Below are 21,354 nucleotides of genomic sequence, written 5' to 3' on the forward strand. Positions count from 1 at the left end.
TGGTCCCGGCACGCTAGGCGGGCGAAAACCGAGCGACAACGACGAACCCCGCCGTTACGGACGCACGGCCGCCCGCGCCCCGACCACCGGCCCGGCCGCCCCGCGTCCGCGCGCCGACGCCGTTCGTAACTGTGGCTCCCACCGATGCTGGTGAACCCCGCTTCTCAGCACCATCTCTACTGCCCGCACAGGACCGCGAGACGCCCGCGTGGACGGCCCGCGCGGACGCGACGGACGGCCCGGCCCGCATTGAGGAGTGCACGTGATTCCTGCGTCGTATGCGCAACGTCGGCTGTGGCTCGTGGACCGGTTGGAAGGCCCGAGCGCCCTCTACACCGTCCCGCTGGTGCTGCGCCTGTCCGGGCGGCCGGAGGCGGGCGCGCTGCGGGCGGCGCTGCACGACGTGGTGACCCGCCACGAGGCGCTGCGCACCCGGTTCCCCCAGGCCGGCGGCGAGCCCGTGCAGGAGATCGTGCCCGCCGCCGGGCTCCCCGACCTGCTGACCGTGGACGAGGTGGCGGCCGACGAACTGGAGGCCGAGATCGGCCGCACCGCCCGGCACGTCTTCGACCTGACCGCCGGCATCCCCTTCCACGCCCGGCTGCTCACCGTCGAGGACCGGACATCGGCACTCGTGATCGCCCTGCACCACATCGCCGCCGACGGCTGGTCCGCCGCCCCGCTCTGGCGGGACCTCTGCGTCGCCTACGCCGCGCGCCTGACCGGCGCCGAGCCCGAATTCGCGCCGCTGCCCGTGCAGTACGCCGACTACACCCTGTGGCAGCGCGAACTGCTCGGCGACGCCGACGACCCCGGCAGCCTGCTCACCGAGCAACTCGCCCACTGGCGTGCGGCGCTGGCCGGCGCCCCCGAGGAACTCGCACTGCCCACCGACCGGCCGCGGCCCGCAGCCGGCGCCCACGACGGAGGCACCGTACGCCTCGACGTGCCGGCCGACCTGCACGCCCGACTCGCCGACATCGCGCGGGCCGAGAACGCCACCATGTTCATGGTCTGGCACGCCGCGGTCGCCGTACTGCTCGCCAAGCTCGGCGCCGGCGAGGACATCCCCATCGGCAGCCCGTTCGCCGGACGCGACGAGGCCGACCTCGAAGACCTCGTCGGATGCTTCGTCAACACCCTCGTCCTGCGCACCGACCTGACCGGCGACCCCGACTTCACCGAGGTCGTCCGGCGGGTGCGCGCCACCACCGTGGCCGCCATGAACCACCAGGACGTGCCCTTCGAGCGGCTCGTGGAGGAACTCGCCCCGGCCCGCTCACTGACCCGGCACCCCCTCTTCCAGGTCAACCTCACCCTGCACAACACCCCACGGATCCCGGTCGACCTGCCCGGCCTGACCGCAGTCGCCGGCTTCGCACAACTGCCGCTGGTCAAGTACGACCTCGACTTCCAGATCCTCGAACACTTCGACGAGCAGGGCCGGCCCGCCGGCCAACGCGTGGAACTGCACTACAGCGCCGACCTGTTCGACCGCTCCACCGCCGAAACCCTCGCCGACCGGCTCCTGCGCGTCCTGCGGCAGACCGCGCACGCCCCGCACCTCCCGCTGCGCGCCGTCGACATCCTCTCGGCCGCCGACCACAGGACACTGCTCGCCGCGGCGGGCGACACCACGGCACCGCCGCCCGGGGCGACCGTGCCCGACCTGTTCGCCGCCGAGGCCGCCGCCCACCCCGACGCGACAGCCGTCACCCACGACGCGACCACCCTGACCTACGCCGAGCTGGACGCCGAGTCCAACCGCCTCGCCCGCCACCTCGTCGCATGCGGCGCCGGACCCGAGACCCGGGTCGCGGTGTCACTGGAGCGCACCGCCGGCCTGGTGATCGCGCTGCTCGCGGTCATGAAGGCGGGCGCCGGGTACCTCCCGGTCGACCCCGCCCACCCGGCCGCCCGGATCGACGCCCTGCTCACGGACGCCGCCCCCGCCCTCCTGCTCACCACCGCGGGCAGCGCCGCACACGCCGTCGCCGCCCCCGGACTGCGCCGCGTCCTGCTCGACGACCAGGAGATCCGTACCGTCGTCGCCGCCCGCGACGCCGGTCCGCTCACCCAGGACGAACGCCGCGCCCCCCTGCGGCCCGGCCACCCCGCCTACGTCATCCACACCTCGGGCTCCACCGGCACGCCCAAGGCAGTCGTGGTCGCGCACGCCCAGGTGACCGCGCTGCTGCGCGCCGCCGCCGGCCGGTACGGCTTCGGCACCGACAACGTCTGGACCTGGTTCCACTCCTACGCCTTCGACTTCTCGGTGTGGGAACTGTGGGGCGCCCTCCTCACCGGCGGCCGGCTCGTCGTCGTCGGCCACGACACCTCCCGTTCCCCGGCCGACTTCCACGACCTGCTGGTCCGCGAAGGCGTCACCGTCCTCAGCCAGACCCCCTCCGCCTTCCGGCAACTCGCCCAGGCCGACGCCCGGCAGGACGCCGCCGCGCTCGACGCCCGGCTGCGGCTCGTCCTGTTCGGCGGCGAGGCCCTGGACCCCGCACGGCTCACCGACTGGCACGCCCGCCACGGCGCCGACGGCCCGCGCCTGGTGAACATGTACGGCATCACCGAGACCACCGTCCACGTCACCCACCTCGACCTGGACCCCGACACCGGCGGCGCACCCGGCCCGCGCGGCGGCAGCCCCGTGGGACGCCCCCTCGACCACACCCGCGTACACGTCCTCGACGACGCGCTGCGGCCCGTACCGCCCGGCGTGCCCGGTGAGATGTACGTCACCGGCTCCGGAGTGGCCCGCGGCTACCTGGACCGGCCCGCGGCGACCGCCGCGCGCTTCGTGGCCTGCCCCTTCGAACCGGGCACGCGGATGTACCGCACGGGCGACCTGGCCCGCCGCGCCGCCGACGGCACACTCACCCACCTGGGCCGCACCGACGAGCAGGTGAAACTGCGCGGCTTCCGCATCGAGCCCGGCGAGGTGGAGGCCGCACTCCTCGGCCACCCGCAGGTCGGTCAGGCGGCCGTCGTGCTCCGTACCGACGCCCCGGGCGACCCGCGCCTCGTCGGCTACGTCGTCCCCCGCGACCCGGCCGGCGCCACCGGCGAGGACGGCAGCGAGCTGGCACGCCGGGCACGTGAGCACGCCGCCGCGCTGCTGCCCGTCCACATGGTGCCCTCCCTCTGCGTGCCGCTCGCGCGGCTGCCCCTCACCGCCAACGGCAAACTCGACCGCGCCGCGCTCCCCGCCCCCGACCGGCAGAGCACCGCGGGCGGCGGACGAGGCCCCGCGACCGCGCGCGAGGAGATCCTCTGCGCGGCCTTCGCCGAAATCCTGGACGTGCCCGAGGTCGGAGCCGACGACGACTTCTTCGCACTCGGCGGCCACTCCATGCTCGCCGTACGCCTCCTCGACCACCTCCGCGCCCAGGGCGTCCGCGTCGACATGCGCACCCTGTTCACCGACCCGACGCCCGCCCGGCTCGCCGCAGCCGGAGGCCCCGAACCCGTCCAGGTCCCCGAAGCCGCCGTCCCGCCCGGCGCCACACACCTCACCGCGGAGATGGTCCCACTCGCGGGCCTCACCGGGGACCAACTGCGCACCGTCACCGACGCCCTGCCCGACGGCGCGGCCGGCATCACCGACATCTACCCCCTGGGCCCGCTCCAGGAGGGCCTGTTCTTCCACCACCGGCTGCACGCAGAAGCCGGCGCAGAAGCCGGCGCCGAAGCCGGCGCCGAAGCCGGCGCCGAAGGCGGCTCCGGCGGCGACCCCTACGTCCTGCGCTACGTCCTGGCCTTCGACACCCCGCGGCTCCTCGACGCCTTCCTCGCGGCCCTGTCCCAGGTGATCGACCGGCACAACGTCCTGCGCACCTCGCTCGCCTGGACGGGCCTGCCGCACCCGGTGCAGGTCGTGCACCGGCACGCCCAACTGCCCGTCACCGAAACCGATGTGGGAGAAGGGCCGGACCCCGTCGGACGGCTGCTGGCCCACGACGACGAGCCGCTGGACCTGCGCCGCGCCCCGCTGATGGACGCCCGGACCGCCACCGAACCCGGCACCGGCCGCCGGCTCCTCGCCATCCGCACGCACCACATCACCCAGGACCACACCACGCTCGACCTGGTGCTGCGCGAAGCCACCGCCATACTCGAAGGACGCGGCGACGACCTGCCCACCCCACGCCCCTACCGTGCCTTCGTCGGCCAGGCCCTGCTGAGCACCCCCGCCGAGGAACACAGCGCCTACTTCGGCCGGCTCCTCGGCGACATCACCGAACCCACCGCCCCCTTCGGCGTGTGGGAGGTGCGGGGCGGCGGCGCCGATGTCACCGAACGCCGCACCCTCCTCGACCAACCGGTGACGGCCCGGCTGCGCGAACAGGCCCGGCGCGCCGGAGTGAGCGCCGCGACCGTCCTGCACGTCGTGTGGTCCCGGGTCCTCGCCGCCGTGTCCGGACGGGACGACATCGTCTTCGGCACCCTCCTCCTCGGCCGCATGCAGACCGGCGACGGCGCGGCCGACGTGCCCGGCCTGTTCATCAACACCCTTCCGGTACGCACCCGCACCGCCGCGACCGGCGTGGCCGGGGCGGTCCACGCCATGCACCACCAGCTCGCGGAACTCATGGTGCACGAGCACGCCTCGCTCGCCGTCGCCCAGCGGGCCGGCGGCGTGCGGGCACCCGCGCCGCTGTTCACCGCCGTACTCAACTACCGGCACAACTCCTCGGGCGGCCCCGGCACGGTCCTGCCGCCCGGCACGGAGATCCTCGCCTTCCGGGAGCGCACCAACTACCCGCTGATCGTCTCCGTCGACGACGACGGCCGGACGCTCGCGTTCGACGTCCAGGCCGCCGCCTCGCTCGACCCGGACCTCGTCACCCGGCTGCTGCACACCACCACCGAGCGCGTCGTCGACGCCCTCGAACAGGCCCCGAACACCCCGCTGGCCGACCTCGACGTGCTGCCGCCCGCAGAACGGCACCGCATCCTCACCCGGTGGAACGACACCGGCCACCCCGACCTGGCCCCCACCCTCGCCGACCTCTTCGCCGACCGCGCCGCCGCCACCCCGCACGCCCCGGCGCTCACCTACGACACCCCCGGCGACGACCACGACGGACGCGGACCTGAAGACGGTGCGCACGAACACCTCGACTACGCCGGACTGGCCGCCCGTGCCAACCGGCTCGCCCGGCACCTGATCGGCCGAGGCGTCGGTCCCGAGGACCGGGTCCTGCTCCTCATGGACCGCTCGCCCGACCTCGTCGTCGCCCTCCTCGCGGTCATCGAGGCCGGCGCCGCGTACGTCCCCGTCGACCCGGACCAGCCCGCCGAACGCATCGCTCACCTGTGCGTCGACGCCGCACCCGCGGCCGTCCTCACCAGCACCGCCCACGCCAAGGCGGTGCCCGCCTCGGCCCCGGCGCCGATCGTCGTGGACGACCCCGCCGTACGCTCCGCCGTCGCGGCACACACCGCGGACCCGGTCACGCAGGACGAGCGCACCACCCCGCTGCGCCCCGCCCACCCGGCGTACGTCATCTACACCTCCGGCTCCACCGGCACCCCCAAGGGCGTCGTCGTACCGCACTCGGGGGCGGTCAACCTCCTCGCGTTCCGCTGGCCAGGCCTGACCGCCGACAGCCGCCTGTTGCAGTTCGCGTCGATCGGCTTCGACGTGGCGACCTGGGAGATCATGACGGCCTTCGCCGCCGGAGCCTGCCTGGTCGTCGCCCCCGCCGCCCGGCTTCTGCCCGGCGCCGGCCTCGAAGACCTCGTCGAACGGCACGCGGTCACCCACCTGCAACTCCCGCCCACCATCCTCGGCATGGTCGAGGACGATCACCGACTGACCTCCCTGCGAACCCTGTTGGTCGCGGGCGAGGCCCTCGGCCAGGCGCTCGTGGACCGCTGGGGCGCCGACCGCTGGTTCGGCAACGCCTACGGCCCGACCGAGATCACGGTCATCGCCGCCGCCGACGGCCCACTGCGCCCCGGTGACGCACCCACCATCGGCCGCCCCCTGCCCGGCGTCCGCCTGTACGTCCTCGACGCCCGGCTGCGTCCCGTCCCCGACGGCGTCGACGGCGACCTGTACGTCGCGGGCGCCGGAGTGGCCCGCGGCTACCTGCACCGCTCCGGCCTCAGCGCCGAACGCTTCGTGGCCGACCCGCACGGAGCGGCCGGCACCCGTATGTACCGCACCGGCGACACCGTGCGCCGCACCTCCGAAGGCCGCCTGCTGTACACCGGACGCGCCGACGACCAGGTCAAGATCCGCGGCTTCCGCATCGAACCGGGCGAGATCGAGACCCGGCTCACCGAGCACGAAGGCGTCGCGCACGCCGCGGTCGCCGCCCGCGACGACGTGCCCGGCGCCCTCGGCGACAAACGCCTCGTCGCCTACGTCGTGCCGACAAAACCCGGCGTCACCGCTCTGCCCGCCGTGCTGCGCGACTACCTCGCGGACCGGCTCCCGGCCCACCTGGTGCCGGCCGCGTTCGTCCTCCTGGACCGGCTGCCGCTGTCGGTCAACGGCAAGCTCGACCGCGCCGCACTGCCCGCCCCCGACCCCGCAACCGGTGCCGGCGTCGCGCGTCCCACGGGGACCTACGAGGAACTGCTCTGCACCGCCGTCGCGCAGGTCCTCGGCGTGCCGCGCGTGGCTGCGGACGACGACTTCTTCGCACTCGGCGGCCACTCACTGCTCGCCGTCCGCCTGGTCGGCCGCATCCGCGCCGTCCTGGGCGTCGAAATCCCCGTGCACGCGGTCTTCGAGGCCCCCACGCCGGCGCGGCTCGCGGCCCGGATGGGGCAGTGGACCGGGACCGATGTGCGTCCTGGTGTGGTGGTGGGGGAGCGGCCGGAGCGGTTGCCGTTGTCGTACGCGCAGCGTCGGTTGTGGTTCGTGGACCGGTTGGAGGGTGCGAGTGCGCTCTACAACATTCCGTTGGTGGTGCGGTTGTCGGGGCGGGTGGACGTGGCGGCGTTGCGGGCGGCGCTGGGTGATGTGGTGGTGCGGCACGAGGCGTTGCGGACGCGGTTTCCGCAGGGGGAGGAGGGGGAGCCGTACCAGGAGATCGTGCCGGTGGGCGAGGCGGTGGTGGAGCTGCCGGTGGTGCCGGTCACGGTGGGCGGGCTGGAGGCGGGGATCGACGAGGCGTGCGGTCATGTCTTCGACCTGGCCGGTGAACTGCCGGTGCGTGCCACTCTGCTGAGTGTGGACGAGGAGAGCTGTGTCCTGGTCCTGGTCGTGCACCACATCGCCGGTGACGGATGGTCCCTCGCACCCCTGTGGCGGGACCTGTCCGCCTCCTACGGCGCGCGTCGGGCCGGCCGCGCCCCCGGCTGGGAGCCGCTGCCCGTGCAGTACGCCGACTACACCCTGTGGCAGCGCGACCTGCTCGGCGACGCCGGCGACCCCGAGAGCGTGCTGGCACGGCAGTTCACGCACTGGCACGAGGCACTGGAGGGCGCGCCCGAGGAACTCGCCCTCCCCACCGACCGACCGCGCCCGTCCGCCGAGAGCCACCGGGGTGCCGCAGTACCCGTCCGCGTACCCGCCCAACTGCACACGCGCTTGGCTGAGTTGGCTCGGTCGGAGGGCGTGACCATGTTCATGGTGTGGCAGGCGGCGGTGGCGGTGCTGCTGTCGCGGCTCGGTGCGGGGGAGGACATCCCGCTGGGCAGTCCGGTCGCGGGCCGCACCGACGAGTCGCTGGAGGACCTGGTCGGGTTCTTCGTCAACACCCTCGTGCTGCGCACCGACCTGTCCGGCGACCCCGCCTTCAGCGACGTACTCGCCCGGGTCCGCCGGGACACGCTGGGAGCCCTGCACCATCAGGAAGTCCCGTTCGAGCGGCTGGTGGAGGAGCTGGCGCCGCCCCGGTCGATGGGCCGCCATCCCCTCTTCCAGACCGTCCTGGAAGTGCAGTCCACACCCCTGCTCGTCCCCGAACTGGACGGAGCGGACGTGGAGGTGCTGCCCTACGCGGTCCGCGACGCCAAGTTCGACCTCGACCTGCAGATCGCCGAGCGCTTCGACGCCGAGGGGCGCCCCACCGGCATGGAGGGCGAACTCGTCTACGCAGCCGACCTCTTCGACCACTGCACCGCCGAGACCCTGACCGCTCGGCTGCTGCGCGTCCTGGACGCCGTGGCCACCGCTCCGAAGATCCCCGTGCACACCGTCGACGTGCTCGACGAGGCCGAGCGGCGGCGGCTGGTACGGGACTGGTCCGGCCGGCACCCGGAGATCGGCGGTCCACACGCCCGGGTCTTCATCCTCGACGACCACCGCATGCCGGTCCCGCCCGGCGTTCCCGGACTGCTCCACATCACCTGCGACGAGTCCGCGGACGGCGCGGTCGCCTGCCCGTTCACCGAGGAGGAGTCCGCCATGCGACCCACCGGCGCACACGCCCGCTGGGACGACGAGGGCCGGGTGCACATCGCGCCCGACAGCGGAGCGACACCCGGAACGACACCCGGGACGGACGCGGAACCGCCCACCGCCCCCGCCCGGCACGGCACAGGGCTGCGCGAGGAACTGCTCCGCTCCGTCTTCGCACACGTACTCGGCGTGCCGGAGGTCGACGCGGACGACGACTTCTTCGCCCTCGGCGGCCACTCACTCCAGGCCGTGCGACTGGTCAGCCGGATCCGCGCCGTCCTCGGCGTCGAACTGCTGGTGCGGGACCTCTTCGAGACACCCACCGTGGCCGGACTGGCCGCCCGACTGGACGAGACGACGGAGATCGATGTGCGTCCTGGTGTGGTGGTGGGGGAGCGGCCGGAGCGGTTGCCGTTGTCGTACGCGCAGCGTCGGTTGTGGTTCGTGGACCGGTTGGAGGGTGCGAGTGCGCTCTACAACATTCCGTTGGTGGTGCGGTTGTCGGGGCGGGTGGACGTGGCGGCGTTGCGGGCGGCGCTGGGTGATGTGGTGGTGCGGCACGAGGCGTTGCGGACGCGGTTTCCGCAGGGGGAGGAGGGGGAGCCGTACCAGGAGATCGTGCCGGTGGGCGAGGCGGTGGTGGAGCTGCCGGTGGTGCCGGTCACGGTGGGCGGGCTGGAGGCGGGGATCGACGAGGCGTGCGGTCATGTCTTCGACCTGGCCGGTGAACTGCCGGTGCGTGCGACTCTGCTGAGTGTGGACGAGGGGAGCTGTGTCCTGGTCCTGGTCGTGCACCACATCGCCGGTGACGGATGGTCCCTCGCACCCCTGTGGCGGGACGTGTCGACGGCCTACGCGGCACGCCGCTCGGGGAAGACCCCGGACTTCCCGCCGCTGCCCGTCCAGTACGCCGACTACGCGCTGTGGCAGCAACGGCTGTTCGGCGACGAGGACGCCTCGGACAGCCGGCTCACCGCACAGGTCGAGCACTGGCGCGCCACCCTCGACGGCGTCCCCCACGAACTCGCCCTCCCCTTCGACCGGCCCCGCCCGGCAAGGCCCGGACGCGGCGGCGGCTGGGCCGACATCGACGTACCCGCCGAACTGCACGCGCGAATGGCGAAGCTGGCGCGGTCGGAGGGCGTGACCATGTTCATGGTGTGGCAGGCGGCGGTGGCCGTGCTGCTGTCGCGGCTCGGTGCGGGGGAGGACATCCCGCTGGGCAGCCCGGTCGCGGGCCGCACCGACGAGTCGCTGGAGGACCTGGTCGGGTTCTTCCTCAACACCCTCGTCCTGCGCACCGACCTGTCCGGCGACCCCGCCTTCACCGACGTACTCGCCCGGGTGCGGACGACCGCACTGGACGCCCTCGACCACCAGGACGTTCCCTTCGACCGGCTCGTGGAGAAGCTGGCACCCGCCCGCTACACCGACCGCGTGCCCTTCTTCCAAGTACTGGTCGCCGTGCAGAACATGCCGCAGGCCCACGTCGATCTGCCCGGCCTCGACGTGGACGCCGGACCCGGCAAACCCACCACGGCCAAGGTCGACCTCAACGTCCAGGTCGTCGAACTCCACGACGAGCAGGGCGCGCCGAACGGCATGACCGGCGGTCTCACCTACGCCACCGACCTCTTCGACCACTCCACCGCCGAGACCCTCGTCGCCCGGCTGCTGCGCGTCCTCGACGCCGTCACCGCCGACCCCGCCCGGCGGATCTCCCGCGTCAACGTCTTCGACCCCGCCGAACGGCGCCGTCTGCTCACCGAGTCGAACGGCGCCCGCAGCGACACCCTGGCGCTCACCGTCCCCGAGGTGTTCACCGTCCGCGCCTCCCGCGCCCCGAAGGCGATCGCCCTCGACACCGGAGCCGAACCGGTCACCTACGGACAGCTTGAGGCCCGCTCCAACCGGCTCGCCCACCACCTCATGGACCTCGGTGTCGGTCCCGAGACCGTGGTCGCCGTCGTCATGGACCGGTCCCCCGACGTGGTCACCACCCTGCTGGCAGTCCTCAAGGCGGGCGGCGCCTACCTCACGCTCGATCCCGCCCAACCGGCCACCCGCACCGCCGAGACGGCCGGCCGCGCCGGAGCCGAGGTGTGCCTGGCCGACGGCCGGTACGCCGAAGCGGCACGCGCACTGTTCGCCACCGTCGTCGTCGCCGACGCCGGAGACACCGAATGGGCCGGGCGGCCCGCGGGCACCGTCGCCGGGCGCAGCCTGCCCGACCAGCTCGCCTACATCATGTTCACCTCCGGCTCCACCGGCGAACCCAAGGGCATCGGCACCACCCACCGCGACATCGTGGACCTCGCCGGCGACCGCTGCTGGCAGTTCCCCGGCACCGCCCGCGGCATGTTCGCCGCGCCGCACACCTTCGACGGCTCCACGGTCGAGGTGTGGGTACGGCTGCTCACCGGCGGCACGCTCGTCGTCACCCCGCCCGGCCGGACCGACGCCGCCCGCCTGCGCGGCCTCGTCGCCGACCACGGACTCACCCACGCCCACCTGACCGCCGGCCTGTTCCGGGTCATCGCCGAGGAGGACCCCGCCGCCTTCACCGGCGTCCACGACGTGCTCACCGGCGCCGACGTCGTCCCCAGGGAGGCGGTCCGCCGGGTCCTCGAAGCCGTCCCCGGCATCGTCGTCCGCAGCAGCTACGGGCCGACCGAGTCGACCGTCATCGCCACCCAGATCCCGCTCACCGACCCCGACACCCTGGGCGAGGTCGTGTCGATCGGCCGCCCCATGGACAACACCGGCGTCTACGTCCTCGACGACAGCCTCCAACCGGTCCCCGCGGGCGTCGCCGGCGAGGCGTACATCGCCGGCGCCGGACTCGCCCGCGGCTACGTCGCCCGCGCCGCACTCACCGCCGAACGGTTCGTGGCCTGCCCGTTCGACACACCCGGCGCCCGCATGTACCGCACCGGCGACATCGTGCGCCGCCGCGCCGACGGCACACTGGAGTTCGTGTCCCGGGCCGACGACCAGGTGAAGATCCGCGGCTTCCGGGCCGAGCCCGGCGAGGTCGAGAAGCTCCTGGCCCAACACCCCGCCGTCGCCCAGGCCGTCGTCACCGTCCGCGAGGACACCCCGGGGGACAAGCGCCTCGTGGCCCACGTGACCCCGGTGCCCGGCGAACTCCTCCCGGACCTCCGCGAGTTCGCCGCCGGACGGATGCCCGAGTACCTGGTGCCGGACGCCGTCGTCGTACTGGACCGGCTGCCGCTGACCGCCAACGGCAAGGTGGACCGCGCCGCCCTGCCCGCGCCCGAGGCGGTGAGCGCCGGTGCGCCGCGCCGCCTGCCGTCCCTGCGGGAGGAACTCCTGTGCTCCGTCTTCGCACAGGTCCTCGGCGTGCCCCGGGTCGCCGTGGACGACGACTTCTTCGCGCTCGGCGGCCACTCGCTGCTGGCCGTGCGCCTCGTCAGCCGGATCCGCGGCGTCCTCGGCGTCGAGATCCCCGTGCAGGCGGTCTTCGAGGCGCCCACCGTCGCGGCCCTCGCCGCCACCGTCGAGGACGCCGGCTCCACCGGCACCCCCCGGCCCGCCCTCGCCCCCGCCCCCCGGCCCCGGCGGGTGCCGCTGTCGTACGCCCAGCGCCGCCTGTGGTTCGTGGACCGGCTGGAGGCCGCCGGGCCCCTCTACAACATCCCGCTCGCGCTGCGGCTGACCGGCCCACTGGACACCGGCGCGCTCCGTGCCGCCTGGACCGACCTGCTCACCCGCCACGAGAGCCTGCGCACCCGGTTCCTGCACGCCGACGGCGACCCCTACCAGGACATCGTCTCCCTCGACGACTTCCCCCCGTACTTCACCGTCGAGTCCGTGGGCCGCGCGGAACTGGACGCGCGGATCACCGAGGCCGCCGGGCACGTCTTCGACCTCACCGCGGGACCGCCCGTGCGGGCCACCCTCCTCGACGTGGCCGGAGCGGACACCGACGAGGCGGTGCTGGTCCTGGTCACCCATCACATCGTCGCCGACGGCTGGTCGATGGTCCCGCTGCTGCGCGACCTGTCCGCCGCCTACACCGCCCGCCGGGCCGGCCGCGCCCCCGGCTGGGAGGCGCTGCCCGTGCAGTACGCCGACCACACCCTGTGGCAGCGCGACCTGCTCGGCGACGGCGACGACCCCGACAGCGTCCTCGGCAGTCAGGTCGCCCACTGGCGGGACGCGCTCAGCGGCAGCCCCGAGGAACTGACCCTGCCCACCGACCGGCCGCGGCCCGCCGTGGCGAGCCGCGAGGGCGGCTGGGTACCGATGGCCGCCTCCGCCGACCTGCACGCGCGCCTGACGGAACTCGCCGTCACCCAGGGAGCCACCGCCTTCATGGTGTGGCAGGCGGCGCTCGCCGTCCTGCTCTGCCGGCTCGGCGCCGGCCGGGACATCCCGATCGGCAGCCCCGTCGCGGGCCGCACCGACGAGGCCGCCGACGACCTGATCGGCTTCTTCGTCAACACCCTCGTGCTGCGCACCGACCTGTCCGGCGACCCCACCTTCACCGAGGTGCTCGGCAGGGTCCGCAGGTCGGCGCTGGGCGCCCTGGGACACCAGGACGTACCGTTCGAGCGACTGGTGGAGGAGCTGGCACCCACCCGGTCCCGGGCCCGCCACCCCCTCTTCCAGGTCCTGCTCGCCGTGCAGAACGTGCCCGCCGCCTCCGTCGACCTGCCGGGCCTGCACGTCGAGGCCCTCCCGACCGAACTGGGCCGCGCCAAGTTCGACCTCGACCTGCACGTGGCCGAACAGTTCGACGACGAGGGCCGCCCCGCAGGCATCGACGGCGGGATCACCTACGCCGCCGACCTCTTCGACCGCACGACGGTCGAGTCCCTCGTCGAACGCCTCCTGCTCGTCCTGCACGCCGTCGTCGCCGACCCCGCCCTGCCCGTGCGCGACATCCCACTGCTCGACACCGCCGAACACCACCGCGTCCTCACCGAGTGGAACAGCACCGAACGGGCCGCACCGGCCGCCACCGTGCCCGAGCACTTCCGGGCCCAGGCCGCCCGCACCCCCCACACCCCCGCCCTGGTCGCCGACGGCACACGGATGACGTACGCCGAACTCGACGCCGCCTCCGACCGGCTCGCCCAGCACCTGACCCGGCACGGCGCGGGCCCCGGACGCCTCGTCGCCGTCGCCCTGGAACGCTCGCCGGAGACGGTCGTCGCCCTCCTCGCCGTCCTGAAGACCGGCGGCGCCTACCTCCCCGTCGACATCGGCTACCCCACCGCCCGCATCGAACTGATGCTGCGCGAGGCGGCCCCCGTCGCCCTCCTCACCACCGGCGACATCGCGGACCGGCTGCGCGGCACGAGCCAGGACCCGCCCCGTATCGTCCTCGACGATCCCCGGACCCGGGACGCGGTGGCCGCCGAGGACGCCGTCCCCACGGCCACACCGTCGCACCCGGACTCCGCGGCCTACACCATCCACACCTCCGGCTCCACCGGCACCCCCAAGGGCGTCGTCGCCACCCACCGCGGCGTCGACCGCCTCGTCCGCCCCGCCGACTACGCCGACGTGCGCGCCGGGGACATCGTCGCCCACCTGGGGTCGGTCTCCTTCGACTCCACCACCTTCGACATCTGGGCCACCCTGCTCAACGGCGCCACCCTCGCCGTGGGACCCGCGGGCTCCCCGTCCGTCGCCGGGATCCGCGCCTTCCTCGCCCGGCACCGGGTCACCGTCGCACTGCTGCCCACCGGACTGCTGCACCAGGTGATCGACCTCGATGCCGAGGCACTGCGCGGCGTCCGCTCCGTACTGACCGGCGGCGAGGCGCTCTCCGTCGAACACTGCCGCACGCTGCTCGACACCCTGCCCGGCACACGGCTGATGAACGGCTACGGACCCACCGAGAGCGTCACCTACACCCACACCCACGCCGTCACCCGCGAGGACATCGACAGCGGCCGGGCGATCCCGCTCGGCCGGCCGCTGGCCCGCACCCGCGCCTACGTCCTCGACCCCGCCCTGCGGCCGGTGCCCGTGGGCGTGCCCGGCGAGCTGTACATCGCGGGCGACGGCCTCGCCCGCGGCTACGCGCACCGTCCGGGACTCACCGCCGAACGGTTCACGGCCTGCCCGTTCGAGGACGGCGGCGCCCGGATGTACCGCACCGGCGACCTGGTGCGGTGGCGGTCCGACGGCGTGCTGGAGTTCGTCGGCCGGGCCGACGACCAGGCCAAGATCGGCGGCTTCCGCGTGGAACCCGGCGAGGTGGAGGCCGCCGTCCGCGCACACCCCGACGTGGCCCAGGCCGTGGTCGTGGTCCGCGAGGACACCCCCGGCGACAAGCGTCTCGCCGCCTACGCGGCACCGGCGGACCCCGCCGTGACCGGCCGTGAACTGGCCGACCGCATCCGGGAGTTCGTCGCCCACCGGCTGCCGGACCACCTGGTGCCGCCCTTCGTGACCGTCCTGGACCGGCTGCCGCTCACCCCGAACGGCAAGGTCGACCGGGCCGGCCTGCCCGCCCCCGACCCGATGGCCGCCGTCAGCGTCGGACGCGGCCCGGCCTCGCCGTACGAGGAACTGCTCGGCGTCGTCTTCGCCGACGTGCTGCGGCTGCCCCGCGTCGGCGTCGACGACGACTTCTTCGCCCTGGGCGGGCACTCCCTGCTCGCGGTACGGCTGGTCAGCCGCATCCGCACCGTCCTGGGCGCCGAGACCTCCGTGGCCACCGTCTTCGAGAACCCCACCGTGTCCGGCCTCGCACGGCGGCTGACCCGGGACGGCGGCCGCACCCGGCCCGTCGTCGTGCCCATGCCGCGACCGCCCGTGCTGCCGGTGTCCTACGGCCAGAGCCGCCTGTGGTTCGTGGACCGCATCGAAGGACCCAACCACCTCTACAACATCTGCCTCGTCCTGCGGCTCACCGGCGACCTGGACCCGCAGATCCTCCGCACGGCCCTCACCGACGTCGTCGCCCGGCACGAGAGCCTGCGCACCACCTTCCCCCTGGTCGACGACGAACCGAGCCAGCACATCCTGCCCGTCGACGAGGCGGCCGTGGACCTGCCCGTCACCGCCGTCACCGAGGCGGAGCTGACCGGACGGCTCGCCGCGCTCGCCGCCCACCCCTTCGACCTGGCCTCCCAACCGCCCCTGAAGACCGCGCTGTTCTCGCTGCGCCCCGGCGAGTGGGTGTTCTCGCTGACGGTCCACCACATCGCCGGCGACGGATGGTCGATGGGCCCGCTCTGGCGGGACCTGTCGGGGGCCTACCGGGCACGCGCCGCCGGGCGGGCCCCGCAGTGGGAACCGCTGCCCGTGCAGTACGCCGACCACACCCTGTGGCAGCGGGACTTCCTCGGCGACGTGAACGACCCGGACAGCGTGCTCGCCACCCAGGTCGCCCACTGGAAGGACCGGCTGCGGGGCGCGCCCGGGGAACTCGCCCTCCCGGTGGACCGGCCCCGACCGGCGGTGTCGGACCACCGGGCCGGGGTGGTGCCGCTGAGCATCCCGGCGCCCCTGCACGCCCGGCTGGCCGAACTGGCGCTCGGACAGGGCGTGACCATGTTCATGCTGCTGCACGCGGCGGTCGCGGTCCTGCTGTCGAAGAGCGGCGCCGGCCGGGACATCGTGATGGGCAGCCCCGTCGCCGGACGCACGGACCAGGCCCTGGACGACCTCGTCGGCTTCTTCGCGGGCACCCTGGTGCTGCGCACCGACCTGTCCGGCGACCCGGACTTCCTGGAACTGCTCGACCGGGTGCGCAAGGCCGGCCTGGACGCGTTCGAGCACCAGGACGTGCCCTTCGAGCGACTGGTCGAGGAGCTGGCCCCGGCGCGCTCCATGGCCCGCAACCCGCTGTTCCAGGTGATGCTCGCCGTACAGAACAACCACCGGGACACGCTGAGCCTGCCCGGCGTGCACGTGAGCGAGGAGCCCGCCGGATCCCCGACCGCCCGGTTCGACCTGGACTTCGAGGTCCGGGAGAGCTTCGACGAGTCCGGCGCCCCCGCCGGACTGGACGGAGAGGTCGTCTTCGCGGCCGAACTCTTCGACCGCTCCACCGTGGAGACGCTCGCGGCCCGCCTCGTGAGGGTCCTGGAAACGGTGGCAGCCGACCCCACCGCGCCGGTGGCCCGCGTGGGCATCCTCGACGACGCCGAACAGCGGCGCGTGCTCGACGAGTGGAACGACACCGCCGCTCCCCTCCCGGACGACACCCTCGCCGCACTCTTCGGCCGGCAGGCCGCCCGCACCCCCGACGCCGTCGCCCTGGTCCACGACGGCGCGCAGGTCACCTACGCCGAACTCGACGAGCGCTCCGACCGGCTCGCCCGGCACCTGATCGGTCTCGGAGCCGCGCCGGAGACCCTGGTCGGCGTGGCCCTCGACCGGTCGGTGGAGCAGCTCGTCGCGCTCCTGGCCGTCGTCAAGACCGGCGCCGCCTACCTGCCCGTCGACCCCGGCCAGCCGCGGCGGCGCACCGACCTCCTGCTCACCGACGCCGCCCCGGTCCTCGTGGTGAGCACCGCGCGGACCACCGTGCGGCTCGGCGGCACGAAGGCGGCGGCGCGGGCACGCTGGATCGACCTCGACGGACCCGGGACGAGCGGCCTTCAGGACACCCCGGCCGGGGCGGTGACCGACGCCGACCGCGTGACGCCGCTGCGGCCCTGGCACCCGGCGTACGTGATGTACACCTCCGGCTCCACCGGCACCCCGAAGGGCGTCCCGGTCCCGCACCGCGGCGTGGTCAACCAACTGGCCTGGATGCAGGAGGAGTACCGCCTCGAACGGAGCGACCGGATGCTCCAGCGGGCGTCGTTCGGATTCGACGCCTCGGTCTGGGAGATCTTCTGGCCGCTGCTGAACGGCGCGGCGGTGGTGCTGAGCGGACCCGGCGCCCACGCGGACCCCGTCCAACTCGCCGAACTCGTCGACCGGGAACGGGTGACCGTCGCCCAGTTCGTCCCCTCCGTACTGCGGGCGTTCCTCGACGGCGGCGCCGCCGGGCGGTGCACCGCTCTGCGGACGGTCCTCTGCCTCGGCGAGGCACTCCCGGCCGCCGTGCGCGACCGCTTCGAGCAGACCCTGGGCGTGCCGCTGCACAACCTCTACGGCCCCACCGAGGCGTCCATCGCCGTCACCTCCTGGCCGTGCGACGCGGCGCAGGACGGCGACTCGGTGCCCATCGGACGCCCCCTGCGCAACATCCGGGCCTACGTCCTCGACGACGGCCTGCTGCCCGCGCCCCCCGGCACGGCCGGTGAGCTGTACGTCGCGGGCGCGGGCCTGGCCCGCGGCTACCTGGGCCGGCCGCAGCTCACCTCCGAGCGCTTCGTGGCCTGCCCGTACGGCCCGGCGGGCGAACGAATGTACCGCACCGGCGACATCGTGCGCTGGACCGCGGAAGGCCACCTGGAATTCCTCGGCCGCGCGGACGACCAGGTGAAGATCCGCGGCTTCCGCGTCGAACCGGGCGAGGTCGAGGCGACCCTTGCCGCACACCCGAAGGTCGCGCAGGCGGCCGTCGTCACCCGCGAGGACCCCGGCGGCGAACCCGCCCTGGCCGGCTACCTGGTGCCCGCGGCCACCGCCGACGGCGACGACCGGGCGGACCTGGTGACACAGGTCAGGCAGTACCTGGCCGACCGGCTCCCCGAACACCTGGTGCCGCCCGTGCTGATGCCGCTGGACACGCTGCCGCTCACCCTCAACGGCAAGCTGGACCGGGCCGCCCTGCCCGCCCCCGACCACACCGCCCTCACGACCGGCGGCCGGGGACCCGTCACACTCCGCGAACAACTGCTGTGCTCCGTCTACGAGCAGGTGCTCGGCGTCTCACCCGTCGGCGTCGACGCGAGCTTCTTCGACCTCGGCGGCCACTCCCTGCTCGCCGTACGCCTCGTCAACCGCGTCAAGGCGGTCATCGGCGCCGACCTCCCCGTCCGGGCCGTGTTCGGGGCACCCACCGTGACCGGCCTGCTGGCCTGGATCGCCCGCGAGGGGCGGCAGGGCACCACCGACGTGCTGGTGCCCATGCGGTCCTCCGGCAGCCGGCCCCCGCTCTTCTGCGCCCACACCGTGCTGGGACTCGGCTGGGAGTACGGCTGGCTGGCCGACGCCGCGCCGGGGGAGCAGCCGCTGTACGCCCTGCGTCCCCGCGGTATGGACACCGGCGCGGCAGAACTGCCCGACTCGCTGTCCCGGATGGCCGCCGACTACGTCGCACAGATCCGCGCCGTCAGGCCCACCGGCCCCTACCACCTGCTCGGCTGGTCCTTCGGCGGCAACGTCGTCCAGGAGATGGCGGCCCAGCTCCAGGACGAGGGCGAGGAGGTGGCCGCCCTGATCCTGCTGGACGCCGGCCCCGTGGACGGCCCCGTCACCGCCGAGCAGCGGGCGGGCTTCGCCGAGCAGGAGGAGACGGTGGCCGCCGCACTCACCGGAGAGGAGCACGAGGCCTACCTGCGAATCGTCCGCAACAACACCCGCATCCTCCTGGCGCACCGGACCCGCAAGACCTCCGGCACCCTGCTGCTGATCTCCGCCGACTCCGAGCCGAAGGCAGCACGGTGGCGGCCCTTCGTCTCCGGCGAGGTACGCGAGCACACGCTCGACTGCGCCCACCGCGAAATGCTCCTCAACCCGGACGTCGTCCGGCGGATCTGGGACCTCGCGGCGCGCGAACTGGAACCGACCGACAACCACCCGGACCCGGCGTAACGGCCGGACCGGCGGACAGCAGCCCTTGCGAGATGAGGATGGCCGTGGGCGACCCCCTGTACACCGTCACCACCATGCCGACGCGGCGCCGGCCCGACCGGCCCTTCGACCCGCCGGCCGAACTGCTCGAAGCCCGCCGCCACGGCCCCATCAGCCGCTACGTCTTCCCCGGCGGCGTGGACGGCTGGCTGGTCACCGGATACGACCTCATCAGGTCCGTACTGGCCGACGGGCGGTTCAGCTCACGCTGGGAACTGCTGCGCCACCCGACCGTCGACCACGGGAACGTCGAACTGGAACCGGCGCCCCCGGGCGAGTTCCTCTTCATGGACGAACCCCGCCACGGCCGCTACCGCAAGCCGCTGATGGGCAAGTTCACCGTCCGGCGCATGCGGCTGCTCACCGAGCGCATCGAGGAGATCACCGCCGAACACCTCGACGCCATGGAACTGGCCGGACCGCCCACCGACCTCGTGACCGCGTACGCCAAACCCATCCCCGCGGTCACCATCTGCGAACTGCTGGGCGTCCCGCACGACGAACGCGCCTCGTTCCAGAAGCAGGTCGACGCCTTCCGGGACCTGGAGTCCGACCGCGACGACCTCATCGCGGCCTACCACGCGACCCGCACCCACCTCGGCGCACTGGTCGCCGCGAAACGCGCCCACCCCACCGACGACGTGCTCAGCGAACTGACCGACGGCGACCTCACCGACGAGGAACTGGTCGGGATGTCCCTCTTCCTGCTCGCCGCCGGACTCGACACCACCATGCACATGATCGGCCTCGGCACCTTCGCACTGCTGCGCCACCCCGAGCAGCTCGCCGCGCTGCGCGCCGAACCCGCCCTGGCCGAGCGGGCCGTGGAGGAACTGCTGCGCTACCTGAGCGTCGGCAAGACCTTCATGCGCACGGCACTGGCGGACGTGGAACTCGGCGGGCACACCATCAGGGCAGGCACCTCGCTGATCCTGTCCTACAACACCGCCAACCGCGACCCCGACCGCTTCACCGACCCGCACGTGCTCGACCTGCACCGCCAGGAGGGCGCCCACATCGCCTTCGGACACGGCATCCACCAGTGCCTGGGGCAGCAACTGGCCCGCGTCCAGATGCGGGTGGCATTCCCCGCCCTGGTCGGCCGCTTCCCCACCCTGCGTCTCGCCGTACCCGCCGAGGAGATCGCCCTGCGCCCCGAGGCGGAGATCGCGGACGTCTACGGAGTGAAGAGCCTCCCGGTCACCTGGGACGCGTAACTGTGGCGAACGTGGATGCCGTTCGGCGGCCGGCGCGGCAGATTGTGACGCAATCCGCTGCCTCTCCGTTCCCCTGTGAGGGATGTCGCCATGGGTGATCAGACCGTGACCCGAGCACCGCGCCGGTACAAGTCGCCGCAACAGGACAGTGCCCGCTGGGACGACTTCCCGCTGCGCGAGGGCGACATCGTCGTCAGCAGCCCCGCGAAGTCCGGCACGACCTGGGTGCAGATGATCTGCGCGCTGCTCGTCTTCCAGACCCCCGAACTCCCCAAGCCGCTGTCGGCCCTGTCACCGTGGCTGGACCAGCTCTTCACCCCGCAGGACCAGATGTACGCGCAGCTCGCCGAGCAGGAGCACCGGCGCGTCCTCAAGACGCACGTCCCGCTCGACGGACTGCCGCTCGACCCGCGCGTCAGCTACCTCGTCGTCGCCCGGCACCCCCTCGACCGGGCCCTGTCCATGTACCACCAGGCCGCCAACGTCCGCGCCGAGTGGCTGCACGCCTTCAACAGCGACCAGGACTCCACGGAGTACTCGGGGCCGGCCTCCCTCACCCTCCCGCCGGCCCGCGAGTACCTGCTGAACTGGTGCCGCGCCGGCGAGTCCGACGCCTGGGAACAGGACGTGGCCGCCGCCGAACTCCACCACCCGCTCGACGCCTGGAACCGGCGCGAGGAGCCCAACATCAGGCTGCTGCACTACGACGACCTGAGCGCCGACCTGGAGGGCCAGATGTCGGCGCTGGCCGGCTGGCTGGGCATCACCGTGGACGAGACCGTCTGGCCCCAGCTGGTGCGGGCGGCGACCTTCGACGAGATGAAGGGCCGGGCCGCCCATCTGGCGCCGGACAAGGAGATCCTCACGGACCCCGCGGAGTTCTTCCGGGCCGGACGCTCCGGCGGTGCCCGCGACATCCTGACCGAGGACGACCTCGCGGCCTACCACGAGCGCGTCGCCGCCCTCGCCCCGAAGCCGTTCCTGGACTGGCTGCACGGCGGAACGGCGGGCACCCGCCCGTGATCCCCG

The 21,354-nt window shown here is 73.7% G+C and carries 3 protein-coding genes; all 3 read left to right on the top strand.

Going from position 1 to position 21,354, the window contains the following annotated elements; all coding sequences use genetic code 11:
* Positions 1–262: 262 nt before the first annotated feature.
* The 3 genes from AC4IHM_RS33140 to AC4IHM_RS33150 all read left to right on the top strand — a co-directional run bounded on the left by AC4IHM_RS33140 (position 263) and on the right by AC4IHM_RS33150 (position 21,348).
* Entirely contained in the window at positions 263–19,069 is an 18,807-nt protein-coding gene (locus AC4IHM_RS33140) for a non-ribosomal peptide synthase/polyketide synthase (RefSeq protein WP_490870661.1), read from the top strand.
* Between the two features lie 38 nt (positions 19,070–19,107).
* On the top strand, positions 19,108–20,325 hold the full coding sequence (locus AC4IHM_RS33145) for a cytochrome P450 (protein WP_490871006.1): 1,218 nt from the start codon (positions 19,108–19,110) through the stop codon (positions 20,323–20,325).
* A 90-nt stretch (positions 20,326–20,415) separates the two neighbouring features.
* Complete coding sequence (locus AC4IHM_RS33150) at positions 20,416–21,348, top strand: sulfotransferase domain-containing protein (RefSeq protein WP_490870662.1); 933 nt, start codon at positions 20,416–20,418, stop codon at positions 21,346–21,348.
* The last annotated feature ends 6 nt before the right edge of the window (positions 21,349–21,354 follow it).

The organism is Streptomyces sp. SL06, from assembly GCF_058244745.1.